Here is a 15,008-nt window from a genome sequence, read left to right as displayed (position 1 = left end):
TTCCTTAACTGAGGTCGCGGTGACGAATCTGAACATTTTTCAGAATGGGCTTAAGCGTCTCGCCAATACGATTGGCCAGGTAGACCGAGCGATGGTGGCCGCCGGTGCAACCAATGGCCACCGTGACATAGGCGCGGTTGCTCGCGGCAAAGCGGGGTAGCCACTTGGTCAGGTAGGCGAGGATATCCTGGTACATGTCTTCAACATCGGCCTGGGCTGAGAGGTATTCGACCACCGGTTGATCCAACCCAGAAAAATCGCGTAAATCGGGTTTCCAGTAAGGGTTGGGCAGGCAGCGCACATCGAACACCAGGTCGGCATCCACTGGCATGCCACGCTTAAAACCAAAGGACTCGATTAGGAATGCGGTGCCCGGCTCAGGCTGATTGAGCAGGCGCAGCTTGAGGCTGTCACGCAGCTGGTACAGGTTGAGATGGGTGGTGTCGATCTTCAGGTCAGCCAGGTCGATGATTGGGCCGAGCAGCAGGCTTTCATCGGCAATGGCTTCGGCCAACGAACGACTCTCGTTGGTCAGCGGGTGACGCCGGCGGGTTTCTGAAAAACGTTTGAGTAAGGTTTCTTCGTCAGCATCCAGGTAGATCACATCGCACTTGATGTGCCGAGCGCGTACCTCTTCGAGTAACTCGGGAAAGCGCTTGAGGTGGCTCGGCAGGTTGCGCGCGTCGATGGAGACGGCGACCTGTGGATGCAGCAACTCGGTGTGCACAAGCGCCCGCTCGGCCAGCTCAGGCAGTAACCCGGCTGGCAGGTTGTCGATGCAGTAGAAGCCGTTATCCTCCAGTACATCAAGGGCGGTGCTTTTGCCTGAACCGGAGCGGCCGCTGACGATGATCAGGCGCATGCTTAAGCTCGATTGAGTTGGCTTTGTACGTCAACTACGACCTGGTACAGCGCTTCGCTGCTTTCAGCTTGACGCAAGCTGGCGCGCACATCGCTGCGGTCGAGCATGCTGGCGATCTGTCTCAGCAACTCCAGGTGAGCATCGGTGGCCGCTTCAGGCACCAGTAGGACAAATAGCAAATCCACTGGCGCACCGTCGATCGCGTCGAAGTCAACGGCGGCGTCGAGACGCAGCACTGCACTGATCGGCGCGCTACAGCCGGGCAGACGGCAGTGCGGAATGGCGATGCCATTACCGAAACCGGTTGAGCCGAGCTTTTCGCGGGCGATTAGGCTTTCGAAAATGTCTTGGCCATCCAGGTCAGGCAGCTCGCGCGCCACCAGGTTGGCAATCTGTTCGAGAACACGTTTTTTGCTGCCACCCGGCACGTTCACTAAAGAACGGCCGGGGGTCAGGATGGTTTCAAGTCGGATCATAGGAGATAGACGACGTCAGCGGGCCATAGCGCCCTGTTGACGATCGAGCTGTTTTTCCTTGTGTTTGATGAGTTGTCGGTCGAGTTTGTCAGTCAGTAAATCGATGGCGGCGTACATGTCTTCATGCTCGGCATTGGCGACGACTTCGCCGCCTGCAATGTGTAAGGTCGCTTCGATTTTCTGTTTGAGCTTTTCGACCTCCATGATGACCTGTACGTTGGTGATCTTGTCGAAGTGGCGCTCCAGTCGTCCAAGTTTCTCGACGATGTAGTCGCGCAGGGCGTCGGTCACATCCAGCTGATGTCCACTGATGTTGACTTGCATACCGCTTTCTCCTTGTTGCCGTGTGTAAGAGGCAGGCGAGAGGCCTGCCGCCGGAACACTGTGGCGTGGAAGACTCTGGCAGAACGAGCCTGGCACGGTCGCTAATCACTATTGGCAGTATGGCTGCTTTTGAGCAAAGGCGAGGCCTGGGCGTGTACTGTGCAGTGCTTTGATCTTCCTTCTGTGTGCCGCCTTAGATCAATCGTTTACGCTCACTGGAAGGCGCTATTCCGAGGGATTCACGGTACTTTGCGACCGTGCGGCGGGCTACTTGAATGCCTTGTGCTTCCAGTAAACCAGCGATCTTACTGTCACTCAACGGCTTTTTCGCATTTTCCGCGGCCACCAGTTTTTTGATGATGGCGCGGATCGCAGTCGACGAGCATTCGCCACCCTCGGAGGTGCTCACGTGGCTGGAGAAGAAGTATTTCAGCTCGTAAATGCCACGCGGCGTATGCATGAATTTCTGTGTGGTCACCCGTGAGATGGTTGACTCGTGCATGCCTACGGCTTCGGCAATATCGTGCAGAACCAAGGGCTTCATCGCTTCGTCGCCGTAATCGAGAAAGCCGCGCTGATGTTCGACGATCTGCGTGGCTACTTTCATCAGGGTTTCGTTGCGGCTTTGCAGGCTTTTGATAAACCAGCGCGCTTCTTGCAGCTGGTTGCGCATAAAGGTGTTGTCAGCGCTGGAGTCGGCGCGTTTCACAAAACCGGCGTATTGCGCGTTGACCCGCAGGCGTGGCATGGCCTCCTGGTTCAGCTCTACCAGCCAGCGTTCGTTGTGTTTGCGCACGATCACATCGGGCACTACATATTCGGGTTCGCTTGATTCGATTTGCGAGCCGGGGCGCGGGTTGAGGCTTTGAATCAGGTCGATCACCTGGCGCAGCTCGTCTTCCTTGAGTTTCAGGCGGCGCATTAGCTGGCTGTAGTCGCGGCTGCCAAGCAGGTCGAGGTAGTCACTGGCCAGACGCTGTGCTTCGCTCAGCCAGAGCGTTTTGGCGGGCAGCTGGCGCAGTTGCAGGAGCAGGCACTCGCCCAGGTTCCGCGCGGCGATCCCGGTGGGCTCGAATTGTTGAATGCGGTGCAGCACGGCTTCGACTTCGTCGAGCTCGATGTCCAGCTCCGGGTCGAACGCCTCGACCACTTCCTCGAGAGTTTCTTCGAGATAGCCCTGGCTGTTGATGCAGTCAATCAAGGTCACGCCAATCAGGCGATCCTTGTCCGACATTGGGGCTAGATTGAGTTGCCAGAGCAGGTGGCTTTGCAGGCTCTCACCGCTAGACGTGCGAGTGGTGAAGTCCCATTCGTCGTCATCATTGGTGCTGCTGGGCAAACTGCTGGCGCTGGTCTGGTAGATGTCTTCCCAGGCAGTGTCGACGGGTAGCTCGTTAGGAATGCGCTCGCCCCAGTCACCTTCTTCAAGGTTGTCCACGGTTTGCGTGGCTTCCTGGTAGTTGGTTTCTTGGTACGGCGTTTCAGGCTGTTCGCTGGGTGTGGCGCTTTCTGCGCCATCAGCCATGGGGTCCGAATTGTCGAAGTCATCGCCTTCTTCCTGGCGCTCGAGCATCGGGTTGGACTCCAAGGCCTCCTGGATCTCTTGTTGCAGATCCAAGGTGGACAGTTGGAGCAGGCGGATGGCCTGTTGCAGCTGCGGTGTCATCGTCAGCTGCTGGCCCATTCTCAGGACTAGCGATGGTTTCATTGCAGACCTTATTTACCGGCGTCTGTGCGCAGCCACTACAGGGCGCTTTTAAAAAGCGCCACTAGGAAGCAAATTATATGCCTGACTCTAAAGGTTTTGCCTAGCCTTGGCTGCAGTAGGCTTAAGAAAAGCCGTGGTTACAGCCTGAACTCATGCCCCAGATACACTTCTTTCACTGTCTGGTTGGCCAAGATGGTTTCGGCATCGCCTTCGGCGATGAGTTGACCATCACTGACGATATAGGCCGTTTCGCAAATATCCAGGGTCTCGCGCACGTTGTGGTCGGTGATCAACACACCGATGCCCTTGGCTTTGAGGTGGTGAATGATTTGCTTGATGTCGCCGACCGAGATCGGATCGACACCTGCGAAGGGCTCATCGAGCAGAATGAATTTGGGGTTGGTCGCCAGGGCGCGAGCAATTTCCACGCGACGGCGCTCACCACCAGACAAGCTCATGCCGAGGTTGTCGCGGATATGGCTGATGTGGAATTCCTGCAGCAAACCTTCAAGTTCCTTGCGGCGCGCGGCGCCATCGAGGTCTTTGCGGGTTTCCAGAATGGCCATGATGTTGTCGGCCACGCTGAGCTTGCGGAAAATCGAGGCTTCCTGCGGTAGGTAGCCAATACCCGCACGGGCACGGCCATGCATGGGTTGGTGGCTGACGTCGAGGTCATCGATCATCACGCGACCCTGATCGGCCTGAACCAGGCCTACGATCATGTAGAAGCAGGTGGTTTTGCCTGCCCCGTTGGGGCCGAGCAGGCCGACAATCTGCCCGCTGTCGATGCTCAAGCTGACGTCGCGCACGACCTGACGGCCTTTGTAGCTCTTGGCCAGGTGTTGGGCTTTCAATGTGGCCATTATTACTGCGCCTGCTGTTCGGCTGGTTTGTTCTTCGGCTGGATCACCATGTCGATGCGCGGACGTGGCGCGGTGACGTTGGTGCCCGTGGCGCGACCGGCGTTGACGATCTGGCGCTGGGTGTCGTAGACGATTTTCTCGCCTTCGAAGGTGTTGCCCTCTTGAATCACCTTGGCCTGATCGATCAGTACCACGCGCTCGTTGGCCATAAAGTATTGGATGGTCAGGCCGTAGGCCTTGACGATCTGCTTGTCGGCTGACGGCAGTTGCTCGTAGTAGGCTGGCTTGCCGACGGAGGTGAATACCTCGACATCACCCTGGGCGTTCTGGGTGATGGTCACAGTATCGCCGGTGACCTTCATGGTGCCCTGGGTGATAACTACGTCGCCGCGATAAACGGCAACGCCTTGTTTGTCATCCAATTCCGCGCTGTCAGCCTGAATACGGATCGGCTGTTCACGGTCGGATGGCAGTGCCCAGGCGCTGACACTTCCGAGTGCGGCGCTGAGGCTGAGTAGTAGGGGGAGGGTGTTAACGAGCCTCATGCTGACCTCTTACGTTGGACAGCAGGAGCATCCTGCCGTCATTCATGTACGCTTTCATTCCTTTTGCCGTGGTCACCCCATTGGCAGCGTCGATTCTAACGGCTTGCTGGGTCTGCGCATATTCCTTCTCGGGGAATACAGTCAGGCGGCTGGTGGTGAGGATGGTCGGGCGGCCCTTGGCATCGGTGCGCTCGACGCGCACCTGCTCGATCAATTCGACTTCTGTACCGCCGGGCGACACTTCGCCGCGCTCACTGCGAATTTTCCAGGGCAGCTCTGTGCCGCGGAACAGGTTCATATTTGGCTCCGTCATCAAAGTGATGTCGCTGGCCTTGATGTGCTCAACCTTGTCGGCAGTCAGCTCGTAGTGCAGTTTGCCATCGGGCTGGTATTGCACGGTGTAGGTGTTGGTTGCGTAAAAGTCGATGGCGTTGTCAGTCTCGGCAGCGTGCGATTGCGAGCCAAAGCTATCTGGGTTGAGGTTCCAGTAGCCGAGCGCCGCCACCAGCAGGGCAACACAAGCGAATAGGACAATATTGAATAACTTGCGGGGCATGGTTGGCCTATAGATAAGCGGCTTGAGCCGCGTCAAGGGTGCCTTGAGCGCGCATGATTAGTTCGCAGAACTCGCGTGCGGCACCTTCGCCTCCACGAGCCTTAGTCACGCCGTGGGCATGCTGTCGGACAAAACCGTCGGCGCTGGCGACTGCCATGCCCAGGCCTACACGACGAATCACCGGCAGATCAGGTAGGTCGTCGCCGAGGTAGGCGACTTGTGCATAGTCTAGGCCCAGTTCGCCGAGCAGTTCATCGAGTACCACCAGTTTGTCTTCGCGGCCTTGGTACAGGTGCTGGATCCCCAGGTTCTGCGCGCGCCGCTCAACCACAGGTGTTTTGCGGCCGCTGATGATGGCGGTACGCACGCCGGAGTTGATCAGCATCTTGATGCCGTGGCCGTCGAGGGTATTGAACGTCTTGAATTCGCTACCGTCGACGAGAAAGTAAAGCTTGCCGTCGGTCAGTACACCGTCGACGTCGAAGATCGCCAGTTTTACCGATTGGGCGCGTTGTTGCAGATCCGCGGTGGTTGCGTTAGTGGTCATCACATTACTCCTGCGCGCAGCAGGTCGTGCATGTTTAACGCGCCGATCGGCTGGTGATTATCGTCGATCACCACCAGTGAGCTGATTTTGTGGTCTTCCATGATTTTCAGGGCCTCTGCCGCAAGCATTTCCGCGCGTGCGGTCTTGCCGTTGGCGGTCATTACGTCATCAATAATGGTTTGGCGTACGTCGATGTTATGGTCCAGGGTGCGGCGCAGGTCGCCATCGGTGAAGATTCCGGCCAAACGGCCATCGTTCTCGGTGACCACGGTCATGCCCAGGCCTTTCTGGGTCATTTCTAGCAGTGCGTCGCGCAATGAAGTGCCACGGTTAACGCGTGGCAGATTGGCGCCTGCGTGCATGACGTTTTCCACTTTAAGCAACAGGCGACGGCCCAGCGCGCCACCTGGGTGCGAGAAGGCGAAATCTTCGGCGGTAAACCCGCGGGCTTCTAGTAGTGCGATGGCCAAGGCATCGCCCAACACCAGAGAAACTGTGGTGGAGGAAGTTGGAGCCAGGTTCAGTGGACAGGCTTCTTGGGAGACGCGAGCATCGAGGTTGACCTCGGCGGCCTTGGCCAGTGGCGATTCAGGGTTGCCGGTCATGCTGATTAGGGTGATGCCCAGGCGTTTAATCAGCGGCAGCAAGGTGACAATTTCCGCTGTTGAGCCGGAGTTGGACAGGGCCAGGACCACGTCGTCGCGGGTGATCATGCCCATATCGCCGTGGCTTGCCTCGGCAGGGTGGACGAAAAAGGAGGTGGTGCCGGTGCTGGCCAGGGTAGCGGCAATCTTGTTGCCCACATGCCCGGATTTACCCATGCCAACCACTACTACGCGACCTTTGCTGGCGAGAATCAGCTCGCAGGCACGCACAAAGTCACCGTTGATACGCTGCAGCAGATCTTGGATCGCCTCGAGTTCTAAGCGAATGGTGCGCTGCGCTGACTGGATCAGGTCGGTTGATTGGCTCATGACTTCTCGGCGGCGTACTGGCTAAAAGCTGCCGATTATAACGGTAAAGGTGCGCCTGCCCAGTGTTTCCAGTTGCGAGTTGGCTACTGGATTTGTGCGGCACTTATCTTCGGCAACAAGTTCAATCTTGGGTGCGTGGTGCCTCGATGGTATAGTTCGCGCCCATTTTCGGTACGTTCGACGACCAGTGGTGCCCTTTGTTCTGGGCCGTGCGTCAGTCAGGCAAGCGTTGAGCAAGGAGTCCAGATGAGCGCCGAGAACCCGTATGCAGTCGAGCTTAAAGGTGTGAGCTTTAAGCGCGGTGAGCGGGATATTTTCAAAAACATCGATATCCAGATTCCCCGTGGCAAAGTCACCGGCATCATGGGCCCGTCTGGCTGTGGCAAAACCACATTGCTGCGTTTAATTGCGGCCGAGCTTAAGCCGAGTCAGGGTGAAGTCTGGGTCAATGGTTTGAATTTACCGACGCTGTCACGCAGTGAACTGTTTGATATGCGCAAACAGATGGGTGTGCTGTTCCAAAGCGGCGCGCTGTTTACCGACCTGGATGTGTTCGAGAACGTCGCCTTTCCGCTGCGGGTGCATACCCAACTGCCGGAAGAAATGATTCGCGACATCGTGCTGATGAAATTACAGGCCGTGGGCTTACGCGGTGCGCTCGAGCTGATGCCCGATGAGTTGTCCGGAGGCATGAAACGGCGCGTGGCGCTGGCGCGAGCGATTGCCTTGGATCCGCAAATACTCATGTATGACGAGCCGTTTGTTGGCCAGGACCCGATTGCCATGGGCGTTCTGGTGCGCCTGATCCGTCTGCTAAGCGATGCGTTGGGGATCACCAGCATCGTGGTGTCCCATGACCTGGCAGAAACCGCGAGTATCGCCGACTACATCTATATAGTCGGTGATACCCAAGTATTGGGGCATGGTACGCCGGCTGAACTGATGGCTTCAGACGACCCCCGGGTGAAGCAATTTATGCAGGGCATTCCTGATGGCCCGGTACCGTTTCACTTTCCTGCGGCTAATTACCGCGACGATTTGCTGGGGGAGCGCTGATGCGCAAAACATCTGTGCTCGAACGGGTGCGCCTGTTCGGTCGTGCCGGTATTGATGTGGTAGCCACGCTGGGGCGTTCCGGTCTGTTTTTGCTGCGCGCCTTATTTGGTCGCGGCTCAACGGGTAATAGCTTTCAATTGCTGGTTAAGCAGCTGTATTCGGTCGGGGTGATGTCTCTGGCCATCATCGTCGTATCCGGCATCTTTATCGGTATGGTGCTGTCGCTGCAGGGCTTCAGCATTCTGGCGCAATATGGCTCGGAACAGGCTGTGGGGCAGATGGTCGCCCTAACCCTGTTGCGTGAGCTGGGGCCGGTGGTTACGGCTTTGCTGTTTGCTGGGCGCGCTGGCTCTGCGTTGACGGCGGAAATCGGCAACATGAAATCCACCGAGCAGCTGTCGAGCCTAGGGATGATTGGCGTCGACCCGCTCAAATACATTGTTGCCCCGCGTTTGTGGGCCGGTTTTATCTCGATGCCGTTGCTGGCGATGATCTTCAGTGTGGTCGGTATCTGGGGTGGCGCGATGGTCGCCATTGACTGGCTGGGGGTATACGAAGGCTCGTTCTGGGCCAATATGCAAAGCAGTGTTTCGTTTCGTGAAGACGTGCTCAATGGCGTAATCAAGAGTGTGGTTTTTGCGTTTGTCGTGACCTGGATCGCCGTGTTCCAAGGCTATGACTGTGAGCCAACGTCGGAAGGGATTAGTCGTGCCACCACCAAAACAGTGGTGTACGCCTCGCTCGCCGTATTGGGGCTGGACTTTATTCTGACCGCTTTGATGTTTGGAGATTTCTGATGCAGAACCGCACGCTGGAAATTGGTGTCGGCTTGTTCCTGTTGGCCGGGTTGTTGGCCTTGCTGCTGTTGGCCTTGCGCGTCAGCGGCCTGACAGTTGGTAACAGTGATAATACTTATAAGGTGTATGCGCACTTTGAGAATATTGCCGGTTTGACGGTCAGATCGAAAGTGACCATGGCCGGTGTCACAATCGGCAAGGTCACCGCGATTGATTTGGACCGCAACAGTTATATGGGGCGCGTCACCATGCTGTTGGATGATGCCGTGGATAACCTGCCGGCAGACTCCACCGCCTCGATTTTAACGGCGGGCCTGCTGGGCGAAAAATACATTGGGATTAGCGTAGGTGGTGAAGAAGAGGTGCTGAGCGATGGTGGCACCATTCACGACACGCAGTCGTCATTGGTACTGGAAGACCTGATTGGCAAGTTTTTGCTCAACTCGGTCAACAAAGACCAGGCTAATTAATAGAGGTGCTGAATATGCTCAACACACTGCGTAGTGGTCTTTTTATCTGTCTGGCGGCCATGTCTTTCTCGCTGCTGGCAGCCCCCGCTGCTCATGAGGTGGTGCAACAGACCACCACCACGTTACTGGCAGATCTCAAAGCGAATAAAGAGCTATATCGCACTGACCCTGGCGCGTTTTACAACGCCCTGAATGGCATTTTGGGGCCGGTAGTGGATGTAGACGGTATTTCCCGTGGCGTGATGACCGTGCGTTACTCGCGCCAGGCCTCTCCCGAGCAAATGCAGCGCTTTCAGGAGAACTTTAAACGCAGCCTGATGCAGTTCTACGGCAACGCCTTGCTCGAATACAACAATCAGGACATTCGCGTATTGCCGGTAAATGGTCGGCAGGGCCCGCAGCGCACCTCAGTTAACATGGAAATCGAGGACGGTAATGGCGCGGTTTACCCGCTGTCCTACACCATGGTCAGTCAGGACGGCACCTGGAAGATGCGCAACGTGGTGATCAATGGCATCAACGTTGGCAAATTGTTCCGCGATCAGTTCTCCCAGGCCATGCAGGACAATCGCAATGACCTGGATAAGGTCATCGACAACTGGACTGAGACCGTCGCCAAAGCTCGCCAAGGGACAAATGCGTCGTGAGTCAGGCCAGTATCAGCGAAGTTTCGCCCGGCGTTTTCAGCCTGTCGGGTGTGCTTGATTACCTGAGCGCTCCGGCGCTGCGTGATCAAGGTGCGCGCCTGCTTAAAGCCAGTAAGTTGAGTGCGTGCGTGATCGACTGTGGTGGCGTGGTTAAATCCAGCAGTGTTGGAGTGTCTTTGTTGCTGGCTTTTATGCGTGATGCTGCTGCAACCGACAAAGCCTTGAGGGTGAGCAATCTGCCTAAGGATATGCGTGAGATCGCCGGCGTTTGTGGGCTGCTGGAAATTCTACCGCTGCAAGCCTGAGCATGGCTTCGGTCGGCTGGGGATAATGCGGGGTTCGCAGGCGGGGGGCTTTTTTGTATGATGCTCGACCCGCGAGCGACTGCTCGGCTGTCGTTAATTCATGCATTGATCGAGGTTGAGCATGCAGGCCTTAGAAGTAAAGAGTCTCCTTGAGGCTAAATTGCCGGATACCCAGGTGGAAGTTGAGGGCGAAGGCTGCAACTTTCAGCTGAACCTAATCAGTGACGAATTGGCCGCACTTAGCCCGGTCAAGCGTCAGCAGCAGATTTACGCTCACCTCAATGCCTGGATCGCCGATGGCAGTATCCACGCCGTGAGTATGAAATTCTTCAGCCGTGCCGATTGGGCCGCGCGCTCCTAAACCGAGAGAATCATGGACAAACTGATTATTACCGGCGGTGTGCGCCTCGATGGCGAAATCCGCATTTCCGGGGCGAAGAACTCTGCCCTGCCGATTCTCGCCGCCACCCTGTTGGGCGACGCGCCTGTCACCATCTGTAACCTGCCGCATCTGCACGACATCACCACCATGATCGAACTGTTCGGTCGTATGGGTATCGAGCCGATCATCGACGAAAAACTCAGCGTCGAAGTCGATGCGCGGGCGATCAAAACCTTGGTTGCGCCCTATGAGCTGGTGAAAACCATGCGTGCCTCGATCCTGGTGCTTGGCCCAATGGTCGCGCGCTTCGGCTATGCCGAAGTAGCCCTGCCAGGCGGTTGCGCCATCGGCTCGCGTCCGGTTGACCTGCACATTCGTGGCCTCGAAGCCATGGGCGCAATCATCGATGTCGAGGCGGGCTACATCAAGGCCAAGGCGCCTGAGGGCGGCCTGCGTGGCGCGCACTTCTTCTTCGATACCGTCAGCGTGACCGGTACCGAAAACATCATGATGGCCGCCACTCTGGCCAAAGGCCGCAGCGTGCTTGAAAACGCTGCCCGTGAACCGGAAGTGGTCGACCTGGCTAACTGCCTGATCGCCATGGGCGCGAAAATCAGCGGTGCCGGCACCGACACCATCACCATCGATGGTGTTGAGCGCCTGCATGGTGCGCGTTTCAGCGTTATGCCTGACCGTATTGAAACCGGCACCTACTTGGTGGCTGCTGCGGCCACTGGCGGCCGGGTCAAGGTCAAGGACACCGATCCGACCACCCTGGAAGCTGTGTTGTCCAAGCTGCAGGAAGCCGGTGCCGAAGTCACCTGCGGTAATGACTGGATTGAGTTGAATATGCACGGCAAACGGCCGAAGGCCGTCAACCTGCGCACGGCGCCGTACCCAGCGTTCCCGACCGACATGCAGGCGCAGTTCATCGCATTGAACGCGATTGCCGAAGGCACTGGCACGGTCATCGAAACCGTGTTCGAAAACCGCTTTATGCACGTGCATGAAATGATCCGCATGGGCGCGCAGATCCAGGTTGAAGGCAACACAGCCATCGTCACTGGTGTTGAAACGCTCAAAGGTGCGCCTGTCATGGCCACCGACCTGCGTGCGTCAGCCAGCCTGGTGATTTCGGCGCTGGTGGCCGAGGGTGACACGTTGATTGATCGCATTTACCACATCGACCGTGGTTACGAGTGCATTGAGGAAAAACTGCAGATGCTGGGCGCCAAAATCCGCCGTATTCCGGGTTGATGCCATGCTGACTATTGCCCTCTCCAAAGGCCGGATTCTGGATGACACCCTGCCGCTGCTGGCCGCGGCGGGCATCGTGCCGACCGAGAATCCGGATAAAAGCCGCAAACTGATCATCCCGACCACCTTAGATGATGTACGTCTGCTGATCGTGCGTGCCACTGACGTGCCGACTTATGTCGAGCACGGCGCGGCCGATCTCGGTGTGGCGGGTAAAGACGTGCTGATGGAATACGGCGGCCAGGGCTTGTATGAGCCACTGGACCTGCGTATTGCCCAGTGCAAGCTGATGACGGCTGGTGCAGTTGGCGCGCCCGAGCCGAAAGGCCGGCTGCGCGTGGCGACCAAATTCGTCAACGTAGCCAAGCGTTATTACGCCGAGCAGGGCCGTCAGGTCGACATCATCAAGCTGTACGGCTCGATGGAGCTGGCACCGCTGGTGGGGCTGGCCGATAAGATCATCGACGTGGTCGACACCGGCAACACCCTGCGCGCCAACGGCCTAGAAGCTCAGGAGCTGATCGCCATGATCAGCTCGCGACTGATCGTCAACAAGGCGTCGATGAAGATGCAGCATGCGCGCATCCAGATGTTGATCGACACCCTGCGTGATGCGGTCGAAGCACGACACCCCCGCTGAGTCCCATGGCCGCCCCTGTGCGGCCTAGCCTATCCGCGTTATAGCCAAAATTCTCAGGTGCCCGCGCGGAGTGGTTGTTACGCTACGGGCGCCCGAGCATTTGCCAATTAAGAGGCCCGCTATGACCGCTCCTATCGCTATCCGCCGACTCAATGCCGCTGACCAGGACTTTGCCCAGCATCTGGATCATCTGCTGAGCTGGGAAAGTGTTTCGGACGATACGGTCAATCATCGCGTGCTCGACATCATCAAGGCCGTGCGTGAGCGTGGTGACGCGGCGCTGGTCGAGTTCACCAAGCAGTTCGATGGCCTGGATGTGGCTTCCATGGCGGATCTGATTCTGCCGCGCGAGCGTCTGGAGTTGGCCCTGACCCGCATCACGCCGGAGCAGCGCAGCGCGCTGGAAGTTGCAGCAGAGCGTGTGCGCAGCTACCACGAACGACAGAAACAGGACTCCTGGAGTTACACCGAAGCCGACGGCACGGTGTTGGGGCAAAAAGTCACCCCGCTGGATCGCGCCGGTCTGTATGTGCCGGGTGGTAAGGCGTCGTACCCATCTTCGGTGTTGATGAACGCCATTCCGGCCAAGGTCGCCGGTGTACTGGAAGTGGTGATGGTGGTGCCAACGCCGCGTGGCGAAATCAATGAGCTGGTGCTCGCCGCCGCCTGTATTGCCGGCGTTGACCGGGTGTTCACCATTGGTGGCGCTCAGGCTGTCGCTGCGCTGGCTTATGGCACCGAAAGCGTGCCGCCGGTGGACAAGATCGTTGGCCCTGGCAATATCTATGTCGCCACCGCCAAGCGCCATGTGTTTGGCAAGGTCGGCATCGATATGATCGCCGGCCCTTCGGAAATTCTCGTGGTGTGCGATGGCCAGACTGATCCGGACTGGATCGCCATGGACCTGTTCTCTCAGGCCGAGCACGATGAAGACGCCCAGTCGATTCTGGTCAGCCCGGACGCCGCCTTCCTTGATCGTGTGGCTGAAAGCATCGCCAAACTGCTGCCGACGCTGGAGCGTGAAACGATTGCCCGCACTTCGCTGGAAGGTCGTGGCGCGCTGATCCAGGTTGCCGATATGGCCCAGGCCATCGAGGTGGCCAATCGTATTGCGCCGGAACACTTGGAGCTGTCGGTGGAAAACCCAGAGCAATACCTGCCGCTGATCCGCCACGCCGGCGCGATCTTTATGGGTCGTTACACCGCAGAGGCGCTGGGTGATTACTGCGCCGGGCCGAACCACGTGCTGCCGACCTCTGGCACTGCGCGCTACTCTTCGCCGCTGGGTGTTTACGACTTCCAGAAGCGCTCGTCGATCATCCATTGTTCGGCCGAAGGTGCGTCGGAGCTGGGCAAGATTGCCAGCGTCCTGGCGCGTGGCGAGTCGCTGACCGCCCACGCCCGTAGCGCCGAGTACCGCATCAAGGGTTGAGCGTAGGGTGGACAATGCTCTGCTTGTCCACCTTATGTGCATGTAATTACGGTGGACAAAAAAGCGTTGTCCACCCTACAAAAATCGAATTCGAGGAGAGAAGGGCAGATGAGCAAATTCTGGAGCCCCTTCGTCAAAGACCTGGTGCCTTATGTGCCGGGTGAGCAGCCGAAACTGGCCAAGCTGGTCAAACTCAACACCAACGAAAACCCCTACGGCCCGTCGCCCAAGGCAATCGCGGCCATGCAGGCCGAGCTGAATGATAGCCTGCGTCTGTACCCGGACCCCAATAGCGACCGCTTGAAGCAAGCAGTGGCCGACTATTACGGTGTGCAAACGGCTCAAGTGTTCGTCGGCAACGGTTCTGATGAAGTGCTGGCGCATGCCTTTCACGGCCTGTTTCAGCACGGCCAGCCGCTGCTGTTCCCGGACATCAGTTACAGCTTCTATCCGGTCTATTGCGGCCTGTACGGCATCACTTCTGAGCAGATTGCGTTGGATGAGCAGTTCCAGATTCGCGTTGAGGATTATGCGCGGCCCAACGGCGGCATCATTTTCCCTAACCCGAATGCGCCGACTGGTTGCGCGCTGGGACTAGAGGCGATTGAGCGTCTGCTCAAGGCCAATCCGGATACTGTGGTGCTGGTCGATGAGGCCTATATCGACTTTGGTGGCGAGACGGCGATCAGCCTAGTAGATAAATATCCGAACCTGCTGGTTAGCCAAACCCTATCTAAATCACGCTCGCTGGCCGGTTTGCGGGTTGGTATCGCAGTCGGCCATCCAGATCTAATCGAGGCGCTGGAGCGGATCAAGAACAGCTTCAACTCTTATCCGCTGGATCGCATGGCAATTGCCGGCGCGGCGGCGGCGTTTGCGGACAAGGCGTATTTCCAGCAGACCTGTCAGCGCGTGATCGACAGTCGCACAGCTGTGGTGGCTGGGTTGGAGAAGCTGGGCTTTGCGGTGCTGCCGTCTGCCGCGAACTTCGTTTTTGCTCGGCACCCGGATAAAGATGCCGCGACGCTGGCTGCTGGCCTGCGTGAGCAGGGCGTGATCGTGCGGCACTTCAAGCAAGCGCGCATTGCCCAGTTCCTGCGGATTACCATCGGTACACCGGAGCAAAACCAGGCGCTGTTGGATGCGCTGCAGGGCCTGTAGGTCAGC

At 57.7% G+C, this 15,008-nt stretch carries 19 protein-coding genes; 10 read left to right on the top strand and 9 right to left on the bottom strand.

From position 1 onward, the window contains the following. Window positions 1–4: 4 nt before the first annotated feature. From rapZ to D8779_RS15655, 9 genes are all read right to left on the bottom strand, one after another. The gene (gene rapZ, locus D8779_RS15695) at window positions 5–862 is read right to left on the bottom strand and encodes an RNase adapter RapZ (RefSeq protein ID WP_136665427.1); all 858 of its coding nucleotides are present in this window, start codon (window positions 860–862) and stop codon (window positions 5–7) included. Between the two features lie 2 nt (window positions 863–864). Beyond that, complete coding sequence (gene ptsN, locus D8779_RS15690) at window positions 865–1,338, bottom strand: PTS IIA-like nitrogen regulatory protein PtsN (RefSeq protein WP_136665426.1); 474 nt, start codon at window positions 1,336–1,338, stop codon at window positions 865–867. Between the two features lie 15 nt (window positions 1,339–1,353). Then, entirely contained in the window at window positions 1,354–1,662 is a 309-nt protein-coding gene (hpf, locus tag D8779_RS15685) for a ribosome hibernation-promoting factor, HPF/YfiA family (protein WP_136665425.1), read from the bottom strand. A gap of 193 nt (window positions 1,663–1,855) precedes the next feature. Then, window positions 1,856–3,370 carry an RNA polymerase factor sigma-54 gene (locus tag D8779_RS15680; protein WP_136665424.1) on the bottom strand — a complete coding sequence of 505 codons (1,515 nt, stop codon included), beginning with the start codon at window positions 3,368–3,370 and terminating at the stop codon, window positions 1,856–1,858. A 137-nt stretch (window positions 3,371–3,507) separates the two neighbouring features. Beyond that, the gene (gene lptB, locus D8779_RS15675) at window positions 3,508–4,233 is read right to left on the bottom strand and encodes an LPS export ABC transporter ATP-binding protein (protein ID WP_136665423.1); all 726 of its coding nucleotides are present in this window, start codon (window positions 4,231–4,233) and stop codon (window positions 3,508–3,510) included. A 2-nt stretch (window positions 4,234–4,235) separates the two neighbouring features. After that, window positions 4,236–4,778 (bottom strand): lipopolysaccharide transport periplasmic protein LptA, encoded by a 543-nt coding sequence (gene lptA, locus D8779_RS15670; protein WP_136665422.1) that lies wholly within the window; start codon window positions 4,776–4,778, stop codon window positions 4,236–4,238. Beyond that, the gene (lptC, locus tag D8779_RS15665) at window positions 4,765–5,334 is read right to left on the bottom strand and encodes an LPS export ABC transporter periplasmic protein LptC (RefSeq protein WP_136665421.1); all 570 of its coding nucleotides are present in this window, start codon (window positions 5,332–5,334) and stop codon (window positions 4,765–4,767) included. The genes lptA and lptC overlap by 14 nt, the downstream gene beginning before the upstream one ends. 7 nt (window positions 5,335–5,341) lie before the next feature. Beyond that, window positions 5,342–5,881: a KdsC family phosphatase gene (locus D8779_RS15660; protein WP_136665420.1), complete on the bottom strand. Its 540-nt coding sequence runs from the start codon at window positions 5,879–5,881 to the stop codon at window positions 5,342–5,344. After that, entirely contained in the window at window positions 5,881–6,855 is a 975-nt protein-coding gene (locus tag D8779_RS15655) for a KpsF/GutQ family sugar-phosphate isomerase (protein WP_136665419.1), read from the bottom strand. Before D8779_RS15655 ends, D8779_RS15660 begins: the two co-directional genes overlap by 1 nt. A 246-nt stretch (window positions 6,856–7,101) precedes the next feature. On the opposite strand from D8779_RS15655, the gene D8779_RS15650 reads away from it, so the two are divergent. The 10 genes from D8779_RS15650 to hisC all read left to right on the top strand — a co-directional run bounded on the left by D8779_RS15650 (window position 7,102) and on the right by hisC (window position 15,002). Then, entirely contained in the window at window positions 7,102–7,911 is an 810-nt protein-coding gene (locus D8779_RS15650) for an ATP-binding cassette domain-containing protein (protein ID WP_136665418.1), read from the top strand. Continuing rightward, complete coding sequence (gene mlaE / locus D8779_RS15645; protein WP_136665417.1) at window positions 7,911–8,708, top strand: lipid asymmetry maintenance ABC transporter permease subunit MlaE; 798 nt, start codon at window positions 7,911–7,913, stop codon at window positions 8,706–8,708. The genes D8779_RS15650 and mlaE overlap by 1 nt, the downstream gene beginning before the upstream one ends. After that, complete coding sequence (gene mlaD, locus D8779_RS15640; RefSeq protein WP_136665416.1) at window positions 8,708–9,178, top strand: outer membrane lipid asymmetry maintenance protein MlaD; 471 nt, start codon at window positions 8,708–8,710, stop codon at window positions 9,176–9,178. The genes mlaE and mlaD overlap by 1 nt, the downstream gene beginning before the upstream one ends. A gap of 14 nt (window positions 9,179–9,192) precedes the next feature. Further along, window positions 9,193–9,825 carry an MlaC/ttg2D family ABC transporter substrate-binding protein gene (locus D8779_RS15635; protein WP_136665415.1) on the top strand — a complete coding sequence of 211 codons (633 nt, stop codon included), beginning with the start codon at window positions 9,193–9,195 and terminating at the stop codon, window positions 9,823–9,825. After that, window positions 9,822–10,130 carry an STAS domain-containing protein gene (locus D8779_RS15630; RefSeq protein WP_136665414.1) on the top strand — a complete coding sequence of 103 codons (309 nt, stop codon included), beginning with the start codon at window positions 9,822–9,824 and terminating at the stop codon, window positions 10,128–10,130. The genes D8779_RS15635 and D8779_RS15630 overlap by 4 nt, the downstream gene beginning before the upstream one ends. A 121-nt stretch (window positions 10,131–10,251) precedes the next feature. Next, window positions 10,252–10,491 carry a BolA family protein gene (locus D8779_RS15625; protein WP_090255487.1) on the top strand — a complete coding sequence of 80 codons (240 nt, stop codon included), beginning with the start codon at window positions 10,252–10,254 and terminating at the stop codon, window positions 10,489–10,491. Window positions 10,492–10,503: 12 nt separating this feature from the next. Next, complete coding sequence (murA, locus tag D8779_RS15620; protein ID WP_136665413.1) at window positions 10,504–11,769, top strand: UDP-N-acetylglucosamine 1-carboxyvinyltransferase; 1,266 nt, start codon at window positions 10,504–10,506, stop codon at window positions 11,767–11,769. 4 nt (window positions 11,770–11,773) lie between these two features. Then, complete coding sequence (gene hisG / locus D8779_RS15615; RefSeq protein ID WP_136665412.1) at window positions 11,774–12,409, top strand: ATP phosphoribosyltransferase; 636 nt, start codon at window positions 11,774–11,776, stop codon at window positions 12,407–12,409. Window positions 12,410–12,530: 121 nt separating this feature from the next. Continuing rightward, window positions 12,531–13,841, top strand: a complete 1,311-nt coding sequence (gene hisD / locus D8779_RS15610; protein ID WP_136665411.1) for a histidinol dehydrogenase — start codon at window positions 12,531–12,533, stop codon at window positions 13,839–13,841. A 108-nt stretch (window positions 13,842–13,949) separates the two neighbouring features. Next, window positions 13,950–15,002, top strand: a complete 1,053-nt coding sequence (gene hisC / locus D8779_RS15605) for a histidinol-phosphate transaminase (protein WP_136665410.1) — start codon at window positions 13,950–13,952, stop codon at window positions 15,000–15,002. The last annotated feature ends 6 nt before the right edge of the window (window positions 15,003–15,008 follow it).

This window comes from Pseudomonas leptonychotis, assembly GCF_004920405.1.
Classification (GTDB): domain Bacteria; phylum Pseudomonadota; class Gammaproteobacteria; order Pseudomonadales; family Pseudomonadaceae; genus Aquipseudomonas; species Aquipseudomonas leptonychotis.
The sequence above is the reverse complement of the archived record's forward strand: the minus strand, read 5'-3'. Positions and strand labels throughout refer to the sequence as shown.